We start from the raw sequence: 19,049 nt of genomic DNA, 5'->3' as shown, positions 1-19,049 counted from the left end.
AAAAAAAGCACTATTCTTCAAGCCGAGCTTTCGCCCTGGCCGGCTGGCGGGCGCTTGCCTGATTCAACCTGGGCGTAGGTCTCTTGCGGCAATGGATGGTCTGCATCGCGCGGCGGTTTCTTCTCCTGATGGGCCAGCAGGGTCAGATTCATGCCTGAAATATTGTTTTCGCCGGCCGTCCAGGTGACCGGCAAGGCCACGATAAAACCCTCGACACCCACCGGCGCCGATTCGGGCGCGCGCGTTTGCGCCTCCCAGGAATGCGATTTGTCGCGCAACATATCGGCATCGCGCCAGAAGCGCTCGTGGAACGGCATGTGGTGCTCCAGGCTGCGCGTCCTGGCATTCCAGGTGGGCCAGATCGAACTGGGCTTGCCGCTTGGACGGGCCAGGAAAGCGAAGGCCTTGGCATACGCTTCCGCATTGGCCAGCGCCAATTTTTGAATCGCCTCCCAGGTGTCCGGAGCCGCCGGACGCAACAGGTGCTTGATCAAGCCCTTGGCCGGGGTGGCGCCATCGGTCAGGCCGAACAGTTTTTTCCACAGGCGCACCCGCAAGTCATGCACGTTGACGCTGACCTTGTCGCTATCGACCCCATCGAGCTCGACATCGGTCTGATTGTCATCCCTGACGACGACCGCCAGTTCAGAATCGCGCCCGCCCAGCTGGCTGCGGTCGTTGATATTGGCGCTGCCCAGGATCGCCACCCTGTCGTCGGCGATCAACAGCTTGGAGTGCACATAAATCTGCTCCGTCACGTGACGCGTGCCCAGGGTTTCCCAGGAGCGCAAGTTGAGCAAGGTCAGGTAGCTGGTCCACTTGTCGCCGGCCAGTTCGGCCAGCCGGTCCGGCGCGTAGCCGGCAACGGTTTTCCTGGCCTCTTCCGCCCCCAGTTTTTTGCTCTTGCGCAGATCCCGCACCAGGATGGCGCGCCGGATCCGGTTCACCAGGCTATCCTTGCCGAATACCAGCGACTGCATCGTCAAATGCAGCTGCGTCATGATATTGAGGGTGTCGAGCGTGCCTTCCGGATGCACCGGCAGCACCATGTAGACATGGAAGGGCAAGCCATCGTTGATGGCCCGCTCGATGCGCTGCGACAATGCCAGGCCAATCGGATTGAGGATGCCTGGCTCTTCCTTTCCCATCATGCGGGTCGAGGTGATATCGGCATAGTTGCTCATCACATTGAACAGATCGGCCATGAAATCGCTGCCGCCACCGGTAATGTCGGCCTTGACATCGTCGATCTGCGACCAGATCAGCTTATCGATCATGTCTGCCGGCGGCACGCCATACACGCCGAGCTGCCGCGCATACTTTTCATAGGCCGGCGACTTGCTGATGTCGAGCAGCGCCGCCATCGGACCGGACAGCGGCCTGGTCTTGCTTGCATCGCTGCCATATTCCGACTGGAAAAACTGGCCTTCGATATAGATGAACTTCTGCGCTCCATTAATTGCCGTCAGCATCGCCTTCAGACAGTTGTTCTGCGGCCATTCCGGCCTGGCCGCGGGTTTGCTGCCGCGCGCATGTGCGGCCAGCTCGTCATTGAGCAACCTCATCGGCGCGCTGCGCAACACTTGCACCCAAGCATCTCCCGGCGGCTTCGCAGGCGTTTTGGGCGGCGGCGCGGCAGCGATGCGCTGCAAGACCAGCCTGGGCGTGCCGGACATGCCCAGCGCCTGGAACATCTTGATCAGCGAAGGCGGCATGCTGGCCTGGTACGATTTTTCATATCGCTGGGCAATGCCGTTCCAGCGCTCGATGAAATTGCGGCTCAAGTCGCTGACCGACGGTCCGACGATGGCCGCATGCACATCGTGCCATGGCATGCGCGGCTGCGTGGCGGCGAAGGTCTTGGCCCCGGTCGGCATGATCTTGCGCAATTTTTTCAGGTTTTCATAGCGCGTGGGACGCGCGTCGGCCAAGGTCGACAGATAAGTGAGGATGCCGATCACGAAAGTCTCGATCAGCTTGACCGTGCCGCTGCGCAATTCGGGCGGCAGCTTGTTCAGCGAGCCGGCGTTCAGCCACGACATCAGCGCCGTGCCGCCATCGATCACATGCGCGCTGCCCGTGGTGCGCACGGCATCGACCTTGTCGCGCAAGCCCTTGTCGAGCTGGCCGTAAGCCCAGCGCGATATATCCTGCGCAACATCGATCGGTATGTCTTGCAGCTTGCCGATAAAGTCGGGCATCAGGTCGATCGCATCCCATTTGGCGGACATATTCTTCGATATCCGCGCGATGCCATCCTTGGCGTCCTGCACCACGTCGAGCACGACGGCGATCGGCCTGATCGTGGCCGAGGTGGCAAACGTGGCCGCGCCACCGACTTTTCCGCCGATGCAACCGGCCAGCAGTTCGGCGCGCGTCAGGTAGGCCGTTTGCGCTTCATGGTTCATCGGCTCGATGGCCGGGATGCAGGTGTTGTACACCTCGTTGCCCTTGCGCGTGCCATGGCTGAGGGCGAACTTGCCGTTGTCGCGGCGGCCATAGGCAAGGTCGATGCCGCCGACAAACGCGCGCTCATTGTCGATCACCACGAGTTTCTGGTGATGGGAAAAGCCGATGCCCAGCATGCCTTCCATGTCGCTCTGGGCGATCGCCGGCAAAGCGAACGCCTTGGCGGGGCCGCCGACGCCTGCATTGAGCTGGAAGATCGCCAGCACGGTTTCGAAGTCGCCCGTATCGACCCCGACCTTGGGCGACAGCCACGGCATCACATACACTTTCGGACGGTGGGGATTGCTTATCGCCGTTTCCAGGCATTCGAACAAGGTCTTGCTCGCCGTCAGTTCGACATCGAAATTGACTTGCCAACCGGTGATGAAAATCGATTTCTTGGCGCCTTCGATGGCCTTGGCGACAGCCGTGAAATACTCTTCGCCGGTGACATAGAATTCGACCTGGTTGCCCTTTTGCTGTTCCGAAAAGATGCTGCCCCACTTTTGCTCGGGGAAATTCGGCAGTTCTTCGCCATCGTGCACGAAACAGCCGGGCGCCGACGTGGCCGGCGCGCTCGGCGTACCGTCCTTGCCCGTCAGCTGGGAGATATTTTTATTTGTCATGACGCATGTCGCAGTGTGTCGCCGGTTGGCTTGCATGGAAGGAAAATGTCAGCATCAGACTTTCACCTTCGGCAGGATGTTTTTCAGGGTAAGCGAGGCCAGCGCTTCTTTCGCATAGCGCGCCTGCGGCGCGGCGGCCGCCTCGAAGATGGTGGCATAGCGCCCGGCGCTGAAATCCGCCGCCTGCATCGCATGGAACAGCTTTTCCTTGTCGGTCCAGTCGGGCGATTCGGTTTCCACGTTCAGCCGCACGCTGTGGCCCGGATACACGATCCATGTATGGTCCGGATTGCTCGCATAGACGGCGGCAAGCTTTTCTTCCTCCGCATCGCTGAGCTTGATATTCCCCGATGCATCGGTCTTGCCCTGCGCCACCAGCTTGTCGTCGTCGATGAAATCCATGCCGTCGGGCTGCGCGCCATGGGTGATCTTCCACGGCGTGTGCGCCAGCGCATGGCCTTTCAGCCCCGGCGTGTCGGCCAGGCGCAGCAAGAATTTCAACGGCCGCAACGCCAGTTCGGAACGCGGCAGGCGGGGCAATGGATAACCGAGTCCTGTCGGCCCCAGAAAACTTTTCTTGCCTGCAAACACTGTGATCTTCCCGGGGCACTGGATCGTGATATTGCCGCCCTCGATGGTGATGTTGGCGCCGCCCGCCGTGGACAGGCGGATGCTTTTTGCCGCCGCCCAGTCGATATGCGCGCTGGCGCTGGCGACATTGACCTCTTCGCGCGCCTGGACCTTGATCTCGTCGGACTGGGCTTGCACCTCGATGGGCTGGCTGGCCGCCACCAGCTGCATGCCCAGCTCGCCCTCGCCCGGCTTGACCACGCCGCCCAGCAGACCGATCGCCTGGCCCGTGTGCAATCGCCACTTGCCGCCGCCGGCGAACTGCGTATCGAGCCCGCTCATCAGTGTTACCGTTTCGCCATTCGACAATTGCATATCCTGGCCAGCCACCACGCCCAGGCCCCCTTTGGCCGCCACCGCGATGATGGCGTCGCTGCTGTGCGGCAGCTTGTCGTCGGCTGGCGCGACGGGCTTGCCGGCCGCATCGCTCCTGGCGGCCGCCACGCTGTCGCGGCTCAGCATGCCCGAGGCAGTAGTCAGGAAGGCCGGCAACGGCGCGGCCTTCGCATCGAGCGTACTGCTGCCGGGCGCCGTCGCCCCCAGATGCACCGCATAGGCCACGCCCTGGTGCGTGACGGCCGCCGCGCTGAAGGTCTCGCCCAGCTTGGCGGCCTGCTTGAGCAGCGCCATGCCGGGCGCATTGTCGCCGGCCGGGTCGCGCGCGCAGGCGCCATGGTTGAGTACATAACTGGATACCAGCAGGCCTGCGCCCGCCCGCACCGCGCCATACGCATCCGTGCGCAGCTCTGCGCCGGCGCCGCGCAGGCTGCCGCGGTAATTGTCGGCCGCGTGGATCAGATGGCCCAGGTTCAGCTCGCTGGCCGCATGGCTGCTTTTCAGCTGCACCCGGCCCTGGCCGTCGGTGTCGTCGAACAGCAGCTGGTTGTAGCCTGCCACGCTGCCCGCCTTGCCGAACTCCTTGCTGCGGATGCCCCATTGCGCGCTGGCATTCCGGTGCGCCGCGCTGGCCCCGGCGGCGCCATGCCATAGCGGGCTATTGCCACCCGCCAGGTTGCCCTGGGCTGTTGCGCCATGGTCGTGGGCCGGCGCGAACAATTTCTCCGTGTCGGCCTGGGCAGCGGCGGCGCCGCCCGGCGTGGGTGCGCCGCCGCCCTCGCCCTGGCCGTTGTACAGCGCGCCGACGATGATGGGCCGGTCGATATCGTTTTCCAGGAACTGCACCAGCACTTCCTGGCCGATGCGCGGCAGGAACTGGCTGCCCATGCCGCCGCCGGCCGCGCGCTGCGCGACCCGCACCCAGCAAGTTGCGCCAGTCTCCTGCTGCCAGTGAAAGCGGATGCGCACCCGGCCCAGGCTGTCGCAATATATTTCATCGGCGCCGCTGGCCGCGTCATTGCCATCGGCTCCCACGACGATGGCGCTCTGGCTGCCGAAGGCGGTCGGTTTCGGATGCTGGCGCAATCCGTTTTCACCCAGCACCGGGCGCCACGGCGTAGCGGCGGGAATCGCTTCCAGATGATTGGCGTAGCCGCTGGCCACCGCCTGGGCGATCACCTGCTCGAAATGTTCGATGTGGCGCGGGCCCAGGTTCAGCGTGCCCAGGCTTTCCTGCAGCAGTTCCGGGATCGGGCCGAACAGTTCGGCCAGACCTTGCCTGGCCGGCGCCGGCAGGTTGTTGACGCCCACGCTGCAAACGCGCAGCACCGCATAAGCAGGGGCCGGCGCGTCGCCGCCCGCCGCCTGCAGCGGTCCCTGCGTCAGGCTGAAGCGCGTGCCGGCGCGCAAGGTGCGCACCGTCGAACGGGCAACGCAGCGTTCGCTGCGCGCTTCGATCGATTGCATCCGCAACAGCGCGTAGCGGCTGGCCTGGGCCGAGTCGGCATAGTAATACTGGCCCGGCGTATCGTAGCTTTCCAGCAGCGGCGCATGCTGGCCGCCCACCGCCGTCCGGGTCGGCACGCTGGCCGCGACCGCCTGCTTGGCCTTGTAGTCATAACTGAGCACGGTCGCCAGCGCCGTGTTCAGCGAACGCGCCGTGCTGAACGCCTGCAGCGTGTCGCCCTGCTCGCCGGCGCGCGCGCCATGAAAGCGGATGCCGCCGCCGGCCGCGCTGGACGCGTCTTCCGGCACCGCGCTGTCGCTGCTGCTGTCGGCAAACAGCACCAGGCAATGGCCGCCTTCCTGTTCCTCGAAGCGCCATGCCAGCCCTTCTTCGGTCAGCAGGCGGCTGACGAAATCGAGGTCCGACTCGCGGTACTGGCAGCAATAGCTGCGCGCCGCGACGCCATCCATGAACGGACGCGTGTCATCGCTCCAGCGCCACCGCGCCGCCGGCGCGTAGGACTGGAACACGGACTCGACGATCTCGATCACGCTCTTGTCTTGCCAGACGCGGCTGTTACGCACCTGGCCCAGCCGCCACAACCAGGGCGTCAGGCGCAGCCGGTAACGCGCCAGGCCGCCCATGCTGCCCAGCATGGCCGCCTCGCTGACATGACCGCTGAAGCTGGCGCGGCTGCCATCAAACAAGCTCACTTGCAGCGTGGCCAGCTTGCCCAGCATGGGTGCCAGCGCCAGCTGCGCGCTGGTCGACAGCACGATGACATCGCGCGCGCCGGGCGTCTGCAATTGCTCGTCGCAGGCGAACGCTTCCACCAGCAGCAGGTCCGCATCCTGCGCGCTGTCGCCTTCAAGCTTGATCTCGTACAAGCGCGTGATGCTGGAGAACGCTCCCAGCGCGGCGCCCACCTGGTCCAGCTGCGCTGCGCTCATTGCGCGCCTTTCGCCGCAGCCCTGGCGGCCTTGCATAGCGGCTTGCCGGTACGGCCGGCGCAAGTTCTCTGCCGGCAGCTATCGGCGGCGGCCGGTTTCAACTTGCTGCATTGCTGTAACTGGGCTTGCAGGCTGGACGGCGCTTTTTTGGGCGGCGTGCCAGCCTGGGCATGCGACACCAGCGCGGCCAGGAGGGCTACGTCGCTTTCCTGTTCCGGCGTGGCGGCAGGCTTGGCCTTATCAGCGGGCTTGAGCGGTTTGGCTGGCGGTTTTTTCTGCGGCGCGCGCGCCGGCTTGGGCGCGCTCTTCTGCGGACTTTCCAGCGCCTTGCTCAGCACATCCCTGGGACCGGGCACCGGCGCCGGGACGGGAGCTGGCAGGTCGGCGCCCAGCATTTCGCTCAAGCTCTGCCGCGGCGGCGGCGGCTGTTCCTCTTCGCGTATGCTGGCCGCGGCGGTGACGGGAGCGGTGGCCGCAGCCGGTGTTTCCGCTGCTGGCGCCGTGCTGCGCAGCACCGGGTCCTCCACCGCCGCCGTCTCGCGTTGTCCCAGCCAGGCGCCGGTGGCCAGCAACAGCAAGGCGCCGGCCAGCATGCCACCCCAGACCGGCCACCGGCTGGCGCGCCTGCCGCCAAGCGGCACGGGCGCAGGCCGCTTGCCGCCTTCGAGATGGTTGAGGATACGGCTACGGTCCGCCTCGGCCTGTTGTGCGGGCGTCAATAAGCTGGGCCGTGTCGATGGCCGCGGGCTGTCGTCATTGCTTGGCAAAATCTTAACTCCTGTCAATATTTGCAATACCTTACGACAATAAAAAAAAGCGTGACGCATGTTAGGAAATCAACAGTGTGCACCCGGCGCACAATTGAAACTAAGCCCCCGTAATTAGCAAGTTAGTAAGATATACTCAGCGGCAATATTAGCGCAAACGCTGGCACAGCGGCATTCAACTGCCCATGCCTGGCGCCTTTTTTGGAACGGGGTGGGCGTGTTTCTACTGGCGGTGGCACTCTATTTTTTACTCGCATGCCTGATCAGCTGGCTCGTGCTGTTTCCATCCGGCCGCGAACTGGTGATGCGGGCGCTGGCGACGGCCGAACGGGGCATCGGGGCGCGGATCGAGCGGCTGGCCCGGCGCAGGAACGCCGGACTGGACACGCTGCGCCGTGGCGGCGCCAGCACCTTGCTCGGCAGCGCGGCGTTCGTGCGCCGCCATTACCTGCTGTTTCTGGGCGGTGCGGCGGTGATGTGCCTGCCACCGGCGATCGCCTTGCTGGCAGGCAGCAAGAACGTGTTGGGCGGCTACGAGGTGTCGACGCGCGAAATGAATACGCAAGTGTCGGCCCTGCTGCAAGGGGAACAGCTGGTGCCGCCGGTGGATCTGCCGCCGCTGGTGTTTGCCACCGAGGAAGTGCAGCAAGTGCGGCCGATGCTGGTATCGGCCAGCCGCAACTGGACGCTGCTCAATGCCGAATACGCGCAAAGGCTGCTGCTGGTGTTCAAGATCATGAAGGACAAACATGGCTACGACATGGCCATCCTGGAAGGTTACCGCAGTCCGGAACGGCAAAACATGCTTGCCGGCATGGGCAGCAATGTCACCAATGCGGCCGCGTTCCAGAGCTGGCATCAGTATGGCCTGGCCGCCGATTGCGCCTTTTTGCGCGACGGCAAGCTGGTGATATCAGAGAAAGATCCGTGGGCCATGCGCGGCTATCAGCTGTATGGCGAGGTGGCCGAATCGGTCGGCATGACGTGGGGCGGCCGCTGGAAAATGATGGACTTCGGCCACACCGAACTGCGCGTGCCTGGTGTAATGAAAAAACAACGATGACTGGAAGGAGCACATATGGCTGGTCCCGTAATCAGATTGGGCGACAAAACATCGCATGGCGGCAGCGTGCTGGAGGCCTCGGCGGTGACGGACAGCGGCGGCATCGGCATTGCGCGCGTAGGCGACAAGGTGTCGTGCCCGCGGCCAGGCCATGGCATCTGTCCCATCGTCAGCGGCGACGCCAGCTGGATCGTCGATGGCAAACCGGTGGCCCGCCAGGGCGACAAGACCAGTTGTGGCGCGGTGCTGATCGCCAGCCAGCAAGCCACCACGGATCAGCTATGACCTCCGGCCGCCACTGCAAGGGAGCGCACTGATGCGCCCGTGGCTGCGGCGCAGCCTGCTGATACTGGCCGTGTTCGCCTTATGCTGGGGCGGCGCGATCTGGTACTGGCGCACCAGCACGCGCATGCCATCGACGGGCGACCTGGCCGGCAGCATGCTGGCATTGCCGCTGGCGCTGCTCATCAGCTGGTGGCTGGGCAAGAAACTGGTAACGAGGCTGGCCGCGCCGGCTGCGGTGCCGGCGCTGTTTGACGCCGCCGACGCCGACGCCGGGGCGCCCGGCAATGACCCTGCGCCGCGCGCGCCGCTGCACCTGGCCGCCGCCGCACTGCGCATGCCGGGCGGTGCCTCGGCGCCGGAACTGGCGGCCGCGCTGCTGGACAAGCAGCAGCGCCCCGAACTCGATCCGGAACTGACCGACGCGCAAGGCTACCCGGTGATGAGCGCCCGCGTGGCGGACCTCGATGAACATGGCCAGAGAGCCCTGCTGGATGACTGGCTGCAGACCCGTCCGGCCGATACGGCGCCGGGCGCAGCCCCGCATTTCGATGCCGAACACTTGCGCGCACTGGCGCTGGGCGCCGAGGTATTGACCGAACTGATGCAGGAAGCGGCGATGCACGCGCAGCTCGACGACTACCAGGCGGCACAACCGGGATCGCGCGCCGTGCTGCCGTTGCCGACCCTGCAACTGCATCTGCTGTTGCCGCCCGATTGGAACAAGCCGCAGCGCGACACGGGCGCCGCCTGGCTGCATGGGCAGGCGCAACAGCAAGGCTGGCCTGCCGACAAGCTCAGCGTGCACCTGGCCGGCGACAGCGGGCCGCTGGCGCTGATCGAACAGCTGGCCGCGCAGGCGGCCTTGCAGGAGCTGCCGTGCCTGGCCATCGTGCTGGCCTGCGGTTCGCATATCGGCGAGCTGACCGTGCATGACTGGACCTCGCGCGGCCTGCTGTTCAATGCCGGCCAGCCCAGCGGGCAGATTCCCGGCGAAGGCGCGGCCGGCCTGCTGCTGGCCGATGCGGCCCAGGCGGCGGCGCTGCAGGCGGACACGCCGGTACTGCTGCACCATGCCAGCATGGCCGTACGCGGCCAGTCGGCGGATGGCCGCAGCCATGGCGATGCCACCTTGCTGGCCGAGCTGGGCGGCAAGGCGATGTCGGCGGCGTCTGTCGCCCCGGACGCGATCACGCGGCTCTACGCCGATGCCGACCAGCGCTCCAGCCGCATGATCGAACTGATGAACAATGCCGGCACGCTGCTACCCGATATCGATCTCAGCAACGACGTACTCAGCGTGGCGGCGGCCTGCGGCCAGAGTGGCCATGTAGCCACCCTGGCGGCGCTGGTGCTGGCGCGGCACGAGGCGGCCGAGAATGCCAGCCAGGTGCTATGCCTGAGCAACCTCGACGCCTTCCACCGGGCCGCCGTGGTGGTGGGCCCGGAAGCCCTTGCCCCTGAATCCCTCGCCGCGACATGACCCCTTCCTCCACCATGCCTATCAACCTCTCGCCCCTCATACTATGATGCAACGATTCTGGCATTCCATTACTACCCGTTTCAGCCTGTTCGCCATCGGCTTCGTGGCGCTGGCCGCGCTGCTGGTCAGTTGCGCCGTCATCTTTGAATGGCCGCTGGTATGGATCGTGCCGCCGCTGGCGCTGGTCCTGCTGGTCGCCAGCGCGGTATGGTGGCTGCAGCGCAGGCGCCGCCAGCGCGACGCCGCCAGCTTCGGCGGCATGCTGGAACAGCAGACGACCGGCGCGGTACCCAAGGCGGGGCCCACGCAGCGCGAGGAAACCGAAGCCATCCGCAAACGCATGCTCGAAGCGATCGGCACCATCAAGACGTCCAAACTGGGCCAGCTGTCGGGCGACGCCGCCCTGTACGAGTTGCCCTGGTATATGGTCATCGGCAATCCGGCGGCCGGCAAGAGCACGGCGATCGCCAATTCCGGCCTGCAGTTTCCTTTTGCCGACAGCAAGATCGTGCAAGGCATCGGCGGCACCCGCAATTGCGACTGGTTCTTCACCACCGACGGCATCCTACTCGACACGGCTGGCCGTTATTCCGTCAACGACGAAGACCGTGCCGAATGGTTCGGCTTCCTGGCGCTGCTGAAAAAACACCGCAAGCGCGCGCCGATCAACGGCATCATCATCGCCGTCAGCATTGCCGAGCTGACCGGCAGCCGGCCCGAATTCGCCATCAACCTGGCCAAGAACCTGCGCCAGCGGGTGCAGGAGCTGACGGAAAAACTGGAAGTGCACGCGCCCGTCTACGTGGTGTTCACCAAGGCCGACCTGATTACCGGTTTCAACGAATTTTTCCAGGACACGGAACGGGGCGAACGCGACCGGGTATGGGGCGCCACCCTGCCCTACAGCCAGACCAGTTCCAGGCAGGACGTGCTGGAGCAGTTCGACCAGCGTTTCGACGAACTGTATGACGGCTTGAAAGAGCTGAGCCTGGCCAGCATGGCGCTGCAGCAGCAGGAACGCATGCCGCCGGGCGTGTTTACCTTCCCGCTCGAGTTCAGCGCGATCAAGGGGTCGCTGCGCGCCTTCATCGCCACCCTGTTCGAGGAAAACCCGTTCCAGTTCAAGCCCGTCATGCGCGGCTTCTATTTCACCAGCGCGCTGCAGGAAGGCATGTCGGTATCGGCCTCGTCGGAACGCGTGGCGCAGCGCTTCGATTTGAAATTGCAGCCGCAGCAGCAGAACGCGGTACAGGACCAGCACGGCTATTTCCTGCTCAATCTGTTCCGCAAGGTGATCTTCGCCGACAAGGAACTGGTCGCCCAGTACGCCAGTCCGGCCAAGACCCGCGTGCGCTACGCCACTTTCTTTGCCGCCACCGCATTGGTGGGCCTGGCGCTGGCCGGCTGGAGCTGGTCTTACATGGCCAACCGCCAGCTCGTGGCCAACGTGCAGGCCGACCTGGATCAGGCGATCAAGGTGCAGGACAAGCGGCTCGACCTGCAATCGCGTTTCGAAGCGCTGGAAATCATGCAGGACCGGATCGAGCAGCTCGATTCCTACCGCAACAGCCGGCCTGTCTCGCTGGGCCTGGGCCTGTACCAGGGGGACTTGCTGGAACGCAAACTACGCGAAGAGTATTTTTCGGGCGTGCGTGAAGTGATGCTGGCGCCGGTGTCGCAATCGCTGGAAGCCTTTCTGGCCGAGGTCAATGCCGGCGCCAGCCGCTTGCAGCCGATGGCCAGCACGCCGCAGTCGGGCGCGGTGTCGGCCAGCGCGGCCGCCACCCTGCCCGCGCCGGCCGGCACTCTGGCGGCACCGGTAGCCGCCACGCCGACGGCGGCCCTGGCCAGCGCCCCGGCCGCCGCGCCGCCAGCCACGGCCGCCGCCGTCAACCTCGGCGCGCAGCAGTTCAAGGATGCCTCGCCGGCCAATGTGGAAGACGCCTATAACGCCCTGAAAACCTATCTGATGCTGAGCGACAAGTCGCGCGCCGAAGCGAGCCACTTGAATGACCAGCTGACCCGCTTCTGGAGAGTCTGGCTCGACAGCAACCGCGGCAGCATGCCGCGCGAACAGATGATACGCAGCGCCGAACGCATGATTTCGTTTTACCTCACCCAGATCAACGACCCGTCCTGGCCGCAGATCGACAGCAAGCTGGCGCTGGTCGACCAGTCGCGCGACAGCCTGCGCCGCGTGGTGCGGGGCATGCCGGCGCGCGAACGCGTGTACGCCGACGTCAAGGCACGCGCCGCCACGCGCTTCGCCTCGATGACGGTGGCGCGCATCGTCGGCGAGCAGGACAAGGAGCTGGTGCTGGGCAGCTACGCCATTCCCGGCACCTTCACGCGCGACGCATGGGAACAATTCATCCAGCAAGCGTTCCAGGAGGCGGCCAACCGCGAACTGCAAAGTGCCGACTGGGTGCTGAAAACGGCGTCGAAGGACGACCTGACGCTGGAAGGCAGCCCGGAGCAGATCCAGAAAGCGCTGGTCGAACTGTACAAGACGGACTACGCCAAGGAATGGCAGAAATTCATCCAGGGCGTCAGCATCCGCGAGTTGAACGGCTTCGACAATGCGGCGGCGGCCATGAACCGGCTCGGCGATCCGCAAACCTCGCCGATCAACAAGCTGATCGAAACCGTGTACAAGGAAACCTCGTGGGACAACCCGTCACTGCTAGGCCAGGGCTTGCAGCGCGCCCAGCGCGGCGTGATGGGCTGGTTCAAGGAAACCATCCTGCGCCAGAAACCCTCCGGCATCAACGTCAACATCGGCAGCGGCGCGCCCGCCGCCGGCGCCTTGCCGATGGGGCCGGTGGGCCGCGAATTCTCCGGCGTGGCCCGCCTGGTGGTTACCAAGGACAAGGACGCTTCGCTGATGCGCGGCTACATGGAAGCGCTATCGAAGCTGCGCGCCCGCTTCAACCAGATCAAGAACCAGGGCGATACGGGTCCCGGCGCCAAGCAGTTCATGCAGCAGACGCTGGACGGCACCGGTTCGGAACTGGCCGATGCGCTCAAATACGTGGATGAACAGATGCTGACCGGCATGACCGATGCGCAAAAGCAGGCGATCCGGCCGCTGCTGGTGCGTCCGCTGATGCAGACGTTCGCCGTCATCATCAAGCCGACCGAAACGGAAATCAACAAGGTCTGGCTGGCGCAGGTGCTCGAACCGTTCCAGAAAACCCTGGCGCCCAAGTATCCGTTCGCGCCCGCCTCGGGTAGCGAGGCCAGCAATGCCGACATCGGCCAGGTGTTCGGACCGGAAGGCAGCATCGCCAAGTTCTTCAATACCACCATCGGCCCGCTGGTGGTGCGCCGCGGCGATTCACTCAGCGCCAAGACCTGGGCCAACATGGGCATCGGCCTGGCGCCGTCGGTGGTGGCCAGCTTCCCCGGCTGGATCGCTCCGCTCAGCGCCAACGGCGTGGCCACGGCGGCCGGCGCCGGCGAAGCGCAAACCCGTTTCGACCTGCAGGCGCTGGCCGCCACCGGCGCCACCGAGTACACGATCGAGATCGACGGCCAGGCGCTGCGCTGGCGCGGCCAGCCGCAGCCGTGGATCCATATGGTCTGGCCGAATCCGCAAGGCACGCCAGGCGCACGCATCAGCGCCATCACGCCGGAGGGCCGCACGGTCGTGTTGCTCAACGAACCCGGCCATTTCGGCCTGAAGAAAATGATCGATTCGGCCAAGCGCAAGCGCAAGGATGGCGGCGTATTCGAATTGAGCTGGGAAAACAGCGGCGTGAGCGTGGCGGCCAACCTGAAGATCGTCGCCACGCCGGCGCCGCCCGCGGCACCGGCCACCGCCTCGGGCGCCGCGGGCTTCCGCGGCCTGAAGCTGCCGGAAGTCGTGGCCCAGAGCGTACCGGCCGTGAATGCGCCTGGCGCCGCCCCCACCGCCACCGGCAATGCGGCCAGCGCCGCCGTCGCGCCATGAGCCGCACCACCGCCACCCCGATCGGCTATTTCGGCAAGCTGCCCAGCCGCGGCGACTTCGTCAAGGCCAGCGACAACCCGGCCCTGCTGAAGATCCTCGACGACTGGCTGGCGCAGGCGATGGACCTGCTCAGCGCCGACGCGCGCTGGAAGCTGACCTACGATGCGTTGCCGCCCATGCATTTCGCCTTCATCGGTCCGCGCCGGGGACGCGCCATCGCCGGCCATATCGCCGCCAGCAGCGATGCGTCGTCGCGCCGTTTTCCCTTCCTGATGATGAGCACCATGGAAGTGGACCAGCCGGCCGCGTTTGTCGCCAACAGTCCGCTGGTGCTGTCGCGCCTGTGGAACCGTTGCGAGGCGCTCAGCAACGACATGCGCGGCCCCGATGCGGGCAACGCGCTGCACGCGGCCAGCCATGCCAGCATCGACCTCGACCTGCGTGCCGCCGCCTATGAAGCCACCTTCAACGATTTCCTCGACATGCAGACCGTGGGCGAACTCGACGCGCTGCTGGCGCCCACCGGGTTCACCGGCACGGTGCGGCAGGTGCTGCTGGCACTGGGCCTGCTGCTGCAGCCGGTGATGGCCAGCAGTTCCAGCCGGCTGGAGAAAAGTCTCGAATTGCCGCTGCCGGCCGACCCGCTGTACCGCAACATGGTGGCGGCGTTCTGGATGCACCTGATCACGCCGTTCCTGGCGCGTGCCGACTTCGAGCTGGCGCTGTTCATCACGCGGCTGCGCGGCCGGCAGACGCTGGTGCTGGGATTTTCCGGCGCGTCGGCGCAGACCCTGCATGTACTGATGAACCCGCAAGCGGCACTGGAACACCATATCGCGTTCGACGACCTGGACTGGGTCGAGGAACACGTCGGCAACGACTACGCGATCAAGAAAGTGTCGACCTATCTGGCGCAAGCCAACCTCTCGCTCAAATCGGCGCACGATTCCCTGCGCGCCGCCTTTATCGGAACCTGACCATGCGCGTATCCCGGATCGTTCTCTTCCTCGGCATGGCGCTGGCCGCCATGTCCGCTTCAGCGCAAGCGCCCATCTCGGTACCCACGGCCGCCACGCCGCAACCAGGCCAGGTGCTGGCCGCTGGCACCGTGCCTGACGAAGCGAGCAAGGCCGCCGTGCTGGCGCGCCTGCGCGAACTGTACGGCGCCGACAAGGTGGTCGACCAGATCGCCGTCGGCCAGGTGGTGCTGCCTGCCAACTGGAACGCCTATGTGCAAAAGCTGCTGTCGCCCAACCTCAAGCAGATCAGCCGCGGCCAGCTGAAAATCGACGGCAGCGTCGTCAGCGTGCGCGGGGAAGTGGCCAACGAGGCGCAGCGGCAAAAAATCGCCAGCGATATCGCTACCAGCCTCAATCCCACCTACAGCGTCAACAATGGCCTGCGCGTGTCGGCCAGCGAGCAAGGCGTGCTCGACACCACCCTGGCCAACCGCACCATCGAGTTTGAAAGCGGCAAGGCCACCTTGACGCCATCGGGCCGCGCCATCCTCGATGAAATGGCGGCAGCCATGCAAAAACTGGCTGGCCGCAAGGTCGAAATCATCGGCCATACCGATAACCAGGGCTTGCGCGCCAGTAACCAGAGCCTGAGCCAGGCGCGGGCCGAGGCCGTCAAATTCTACCTGGCATCGAAAGGCATCCACGGCGACCTGCTGACGGCGTCGGGCCAGGGCTCCGACCGGCCGATCGCCAGCAATGACACGGTGGACGGGCGCGCCCGCAACCGGCGCATTGAATTTCGCATGGCGCAATAATCATCCATCAGGGGACCACATGTTTTCAGCCGAACAATTATTATTTCCAATTAGCAATGAACAGCCGGCAGGCGTGGACCTGGCGTTTTCGCCCGAACTCGACGCCATTACCCTGGCGCGCAAGTTCGACGACCCCACGCTCGACCAGGGCGAATGGGTCGCCGACCTGAAGGAGGCCGACTGGGACTTCGTCGTGCGCAGCTGCGCCGGCCTGCTCGCCGGCAGCAGCAAGGATCTGCGCCTGGCCGTCTGGCTGACGGAAGCGGGCACCAAGCGCTACCACCTGCGCGGCATGGCCGAAGGCTTGCTGGCGCTGGCGGGGCTGTGCGAAAAATTCTGGGACCGGGGCCTGTTCCCGGAAGCCGAGGATGGCGACCAGGAACAGCGCATCGGCAACCTCAGCTGGATACTCTCGCGCATTCCTGCGCTGCTGCGCGAGGTGCCCGTCACGGGCGGCCCGGGCGGCGCCTTTTCCACCATCGATTTCGAGACGGCGCGGCGCCAGGCCGCCCCGGGTGATTCCGCCAGACAGCATGAGGGCGTCAAGTTGTCCGACATGGAAGCGGCGCGGCGCAACAACTCGGCCGCCTTCTGCGCCAGCTTCGCCGTCGACGCGCAAGATTGCCTGGAAGCGCTGCGCAAGCTTGAAAGAGTCGTCGACGCCCGGCTGGGCAACGACAGCCCGGCCTTCTCCACAGCGCGGGAAGCCGTCGAAGCGATGCTGCGCGTGATGCCATCCAGTGCCGGCGCGGCGCCAGCCGTGCCTGTCGCAGCGGCGGGCGGCACGGCCGTTGCAGAAAGCACCATGGCGCCGGCCCTGCCAGCGATCCCGGCCGGCCCGCCCGGCGCCATCGCCACCCGCGCGCAGGCGATCGAGCAACTGCGCGCCGTGGCGCAATTCTTCCGCCGCAGCGAGCCGCACAGCCCCGTCTCCTATTTTGCCGACAAGGCCGCCAATGCGGCCGACCAGGATTTGCACAGCTGGCTGCGCTCGGTGGTCAAGGATCCCCATTCGCTCGCGCATATCGAAGAACTGCTGGGCGTGCAACCGCCCGGCAATGGCTAAGCGGATGCCCCCTCCCCCTTGGCGGCGCATCTGCCGTCGCCGAGGGTGTTCTGCCTGGCTCGGTCTTATTTCGCTTTTTCCCGCTCTTCCTCGCGCCAGCGCTTTTCCAGCTGCGCCTTCCACTCGGCCTCTGCCTTCGCATATTTCAAGATGACCTTTTTTTCGGCCTGATAATAAAGCCGGGCTTCCTGGCTGGCTTGCTGCATGGCGTTTTTCGCGGTCTTGACTGCGCGGTCCAATTTTTTTTCCACCTCCACCCCGGCATCATGCACGCCGTGACCGGCGCGGGTGGCGCCATCGACGATCATCCGGCTCGTTTCCCTGTACGTTGCCACCGCCTGCCGCTCCAGCCGTTTTTCGGCCTCGGCCACCGCCTTCGCGGTCGCGGCAACCTTTCTGCGCGCTGCCCGGTAAGTGCTGACCGTATAGCCATACAACTTCTGGAAGTAGGTCACGGCCGCGTCGCCTGCTGCCTTGACGGCCTTCAAAGATTCATTGGCGATATTCGACATGTTCGAATAATCATCGCTTTGCACGAAAACGTTGCGGAAGCGGCCATAGCCGCCGGTCAGCCATACCGGTTCGTGCTTGCCCAGGATGCGAAAGCCGGCGCGCGAATCGTGCACATAATCTTCAAACAGCGTGACGCAGCCGGCCGGCGGCTGCGCGCCTTCCGTCATGATTTTCAAAAACCGCTCTTCCCAGTCGCTTAACGGGTCTTTCCCGTCTTCGACAAACAGCATGCCAGCCGGGCTGACGCGATTCAAGACCGTCTTGGCACGTTCATTGAGCCACCCCGCCACGGTTGCGTTGGCCATCTTTCGTTCGCGCCAGGAGCGCAAATATATCCCCAGATCGGTGTCGGCCTCCAGCAAGTCTTTCTGGCCTGGCTTATCCGACTCCTTGAAAAAACGCTTGCTCTTCAATTGCGTTTTTCCCTGCGCGTGCAACATGCCGCGCCAGCGCAGATATTGTTTTGTATGCGCCTCGGTAAAGGTCTTCACGTCCGCGCCCTTGATGCCGTTATGGGTCAGCCAGTTGTTATAGGAGGCGATCAGTCTTGGGTCAGTGGCAAAGGAAAGCAATAGCAAACTGTGCCTGGCCTCTTTCATCTCATTCAGGGTGCGCAAGGGCACACCGGCTTTCAGGGCGGCGAAATGCATGTCGATCAAGGGAATCTGCGACAGATGCGGCGAAGGCCCCCAGCCCGGCATGGAACGGCCCTGCTCGCCAGGGTAATATCCCCCACCTACGTCAGAATGCATGCCGGGGTAACCAACATTGCCCCGTCCCGTTGCCGATTCCAACGGAAAACTGGCGCGCTGTTCATGCAAAGCGATGAAATGCGTGCACTCTTCAACTACGGGATGAATGCTCTGGGTTCCATTTCCCCAGGCCATATGCCCGAAGGTCACCGGCGTTACGTCACCGACGCCAACGGCGGCGACGGTATCAAAAATTCCCAGGAAGCCTATGCGTATGGGGACGCCTGCCAGCTCAAATGCGCCGGTTTCCCGTTCGAACACCTGATGCAGCCAGTGCGCGCTGGCGCGCGCTTCGGCCGCGCCACGAGAAAAACCGAAGATGGATACGTTGATTTGCTTGAGCTTGCGCTGATGATTTTTGACGACACGCGCCAGTTTTTCTTCAAGCGACGTCAGCATTGTCCAACGCTGCACGCCTTCCAACCCAAGCAGCATTTGCGAACTCATCCAATTAACCAGCAGCCTTTGCTCGTCCCAACCTAGCATAGGTGTACCTGTCAAATAACGGTGCACTGCATTGAGCAATGAAGTGATACCCCAATTGATACGATCGGCACCCATGTAACCGAAGCCACCACCCGCATTATCAGTTAATGCCTCGACCGTATCGCCAATCTCCTTGAACGGCGTACCAACACCTGGCATATATGCACGAAAGAATCCATTTTTTTCTTCATCAAGATGTGCATCCCAAAGCCGGGCAACATTGCTGTGCTTGTTTCTTTGCCTTTGTGTCAAGTTCTTGGGATTGACTAGCGGATCTTTCTGCTTCCAATCATGATTATTTCCACTGCCATCATAAAACAGTCCGATATAAATCTGCCCCTGACATTCTGTTTTATGAGGCGACCTGACGCAAGCCATCGCCTTGGCACGCTGTGACGATTCTTTGGGAGTGAGCCTGCGTCGCCCATCGAGAGGAGCTTTTCTTCCTGTATAAACAATAGACATTTTTACAAA

Annotated in this window: 11 protein-coding genes; 7 read left to right on the top strand and 4 right to left on the bottom strand. The window is 64.3% G+C overall.

Annotated features, from left to right (window positions below):
• Positions 1 to 17: 17 nt before the first annotated feature.
• Genes U0004_RS13735 through U0004_RS13725 form a run of 3 tightly spaced genes read right to left on the bottom strand, consistent with a single transcriptional unit; the run spans position 18 to position 7,204 of the window.
• Positions 18 to 3,074 (bottom strand): phospholipase, encoded by a 3,057-nt coding sequence (locus U0004_RS13735; RefSeq protein ID WP_070256527.1) that lies wholly within the window; start codon positions 3,072 to 3,074, stop codon positions 18 to 20.
• A 54-nt stretch (positions 3,075 to 3,128) separates the two neighbouring features.
• Positions 3,129 to 6,437 carry a type VI secretion system Vgr family protein gene (locus tag U0004_RS13730; protein ID WP_081345627.1) on the bottom strand — a complete coding sequence of 1,103 codons (3,309 nt, stop codon included), beginning with the start codon at positions 6,435 to 6,437 and terminating at the stop codon, positions 3,129 to 3,131.
• Complete coding sequence (locus U0004_RS13725) at positions 6,434 to 7,204, bottom strand: hypothetical protein (protein WP_139144148.1); 771 nt, start codon at positions 7,202 to 7,204, stop codon at positions 6,434 to 6,436. The genes U0004_RS13730 and U0004_RS13725 overlap by 4 nt, the downstream gene beginning before the upstream one ends.
• Before the next feature lie 217 nt (positions 7,205 to 7,421).
• Between U0004_RS13725 and U0004_RS13720 the strand changes: the two genes are divergently transcribed.
• From U0004_RS13720 to tssA, 7 genes are read left to right on the top strand one after another with little or no spacing between them, the layout of a single operon-like run.
• A complete protein-coding gene (locus U0004_RS13720; RefSeq protein ID WP_070256579.1) occupies positions 7,422 to 8,267 on the top strand; it encodes a M15 family metallopeptidase in 846 nt (281 codons plus the stop codon).
• 15 nt (positions 8,268 to 8,282) lie between these two features.
• Positions 8,283 to 8,552, top strand: a complete 270-nt coding sequence (locus tag U0004_RS13715) for a PAAR domain-containing protein (RefSeq protein WP_034788054.1) — start codon at positions 8,283 to 8,285, stop codon at positions 8,550 to 8,552.
• 31 nt (positions 8,553 to 8,583) lie between these two features.
• Positions 8,584 to 10,032, top strand: coding sequence for a hypothetical protein (locus tag U0004_RS13710; RefSeq protein WP_070256529.1), 1,449 nt, complete (start codon positions 8,584 to 8,586; stop codon positions 10,030 to 10,032).
• A gap of 46 nt (positions 10,033 to 10,078) precedes the next feature.
• Positions 10,079 to 13,984 (top strand): type VI secretion system membrane subunit TssM, encoded by a 3,906-nt coding sequence (tssM, locus tag U0004_RS13705; RefSeq protein WP_115057618.1) that lies wholly within the window; start codon positions 10,079 to 10,081, stop codon positions 13,982 to 13,984.
• Complete coding sequence (tagF, locus tag U0004_RS13700) at positions 13,981 to 14,961, top strand: type VI secretion system-associated protein TagF (protein ID WP_070256530.1); 981 nt, start codon at positions 13,981 to 13,983, stop codon at positions 14,959 to 14,961. Before tssM ends, tagF begins: the two co-directional genes overlap by 4 nt.
• A gap of 2 nt (positions 14,962 to 14,963) precedes the next feature.
• The gene (locus tag U0004_RS13695; RefSeq protein ID WP_070256532.1) at positions 14,964 to 15,758 is read left to right on the top strand and encodes an OmpA family protein; all 795 of its coding nucleotides are present in this window, start codon (positions 14,964 to 14,966) and stop codon (positions 15,756 to 15,758) included.
• 19 nt (positions 15,759 to 15,777) lie between these two features.
• The gene (gene tssA / locus U0004_RS13690) at positions 15,778 to 16,824 is read left to right on the top strand and encodes a type VI secretion system protein TssA (protein WP_070256534.1); all 1,047 of its coding nucleotides are present in this window, start codon (positions 15,778 to 15,780) and stop codon (positions 16,822 to 16,824) included.
• A 65-nt stretch (positions 16,825 to 16,889) separates the two neighbouring features.
• Here tssA and U0004_RS13685 read toward each other — a convergent pair whose 3' ends face one another.
• Positions 16,890 to 19,040, bottom strand: a complete 2,151-nt coding sequence (locus U0004_RS13685) for a T6SS phospholipase effector Tle1-like catalytic domain-containing protein (RefSeq protein ID WP_081345621.1) — start codon at positions 19,038 to 19,040, stop codon at positions 16,890 to 16,892.
• Positions 19,041 to 19,049 lie beyond the last annotated feature (9 nt).

Origin of the sequence: Janthinobacterium lividum, from assembly GCF_034424625.1 — a bacterium.
Classification (GTDB): Bacteria; Pseudomonadota; Gammaproteobacteria; order Burkholderiales; family Burkholderiaceae_D; genus Janthinobacterium; species Janthinobacterium lividum.
This window is presented reverse-complemented; position numbering and strand designations above follow the sequence as displayed.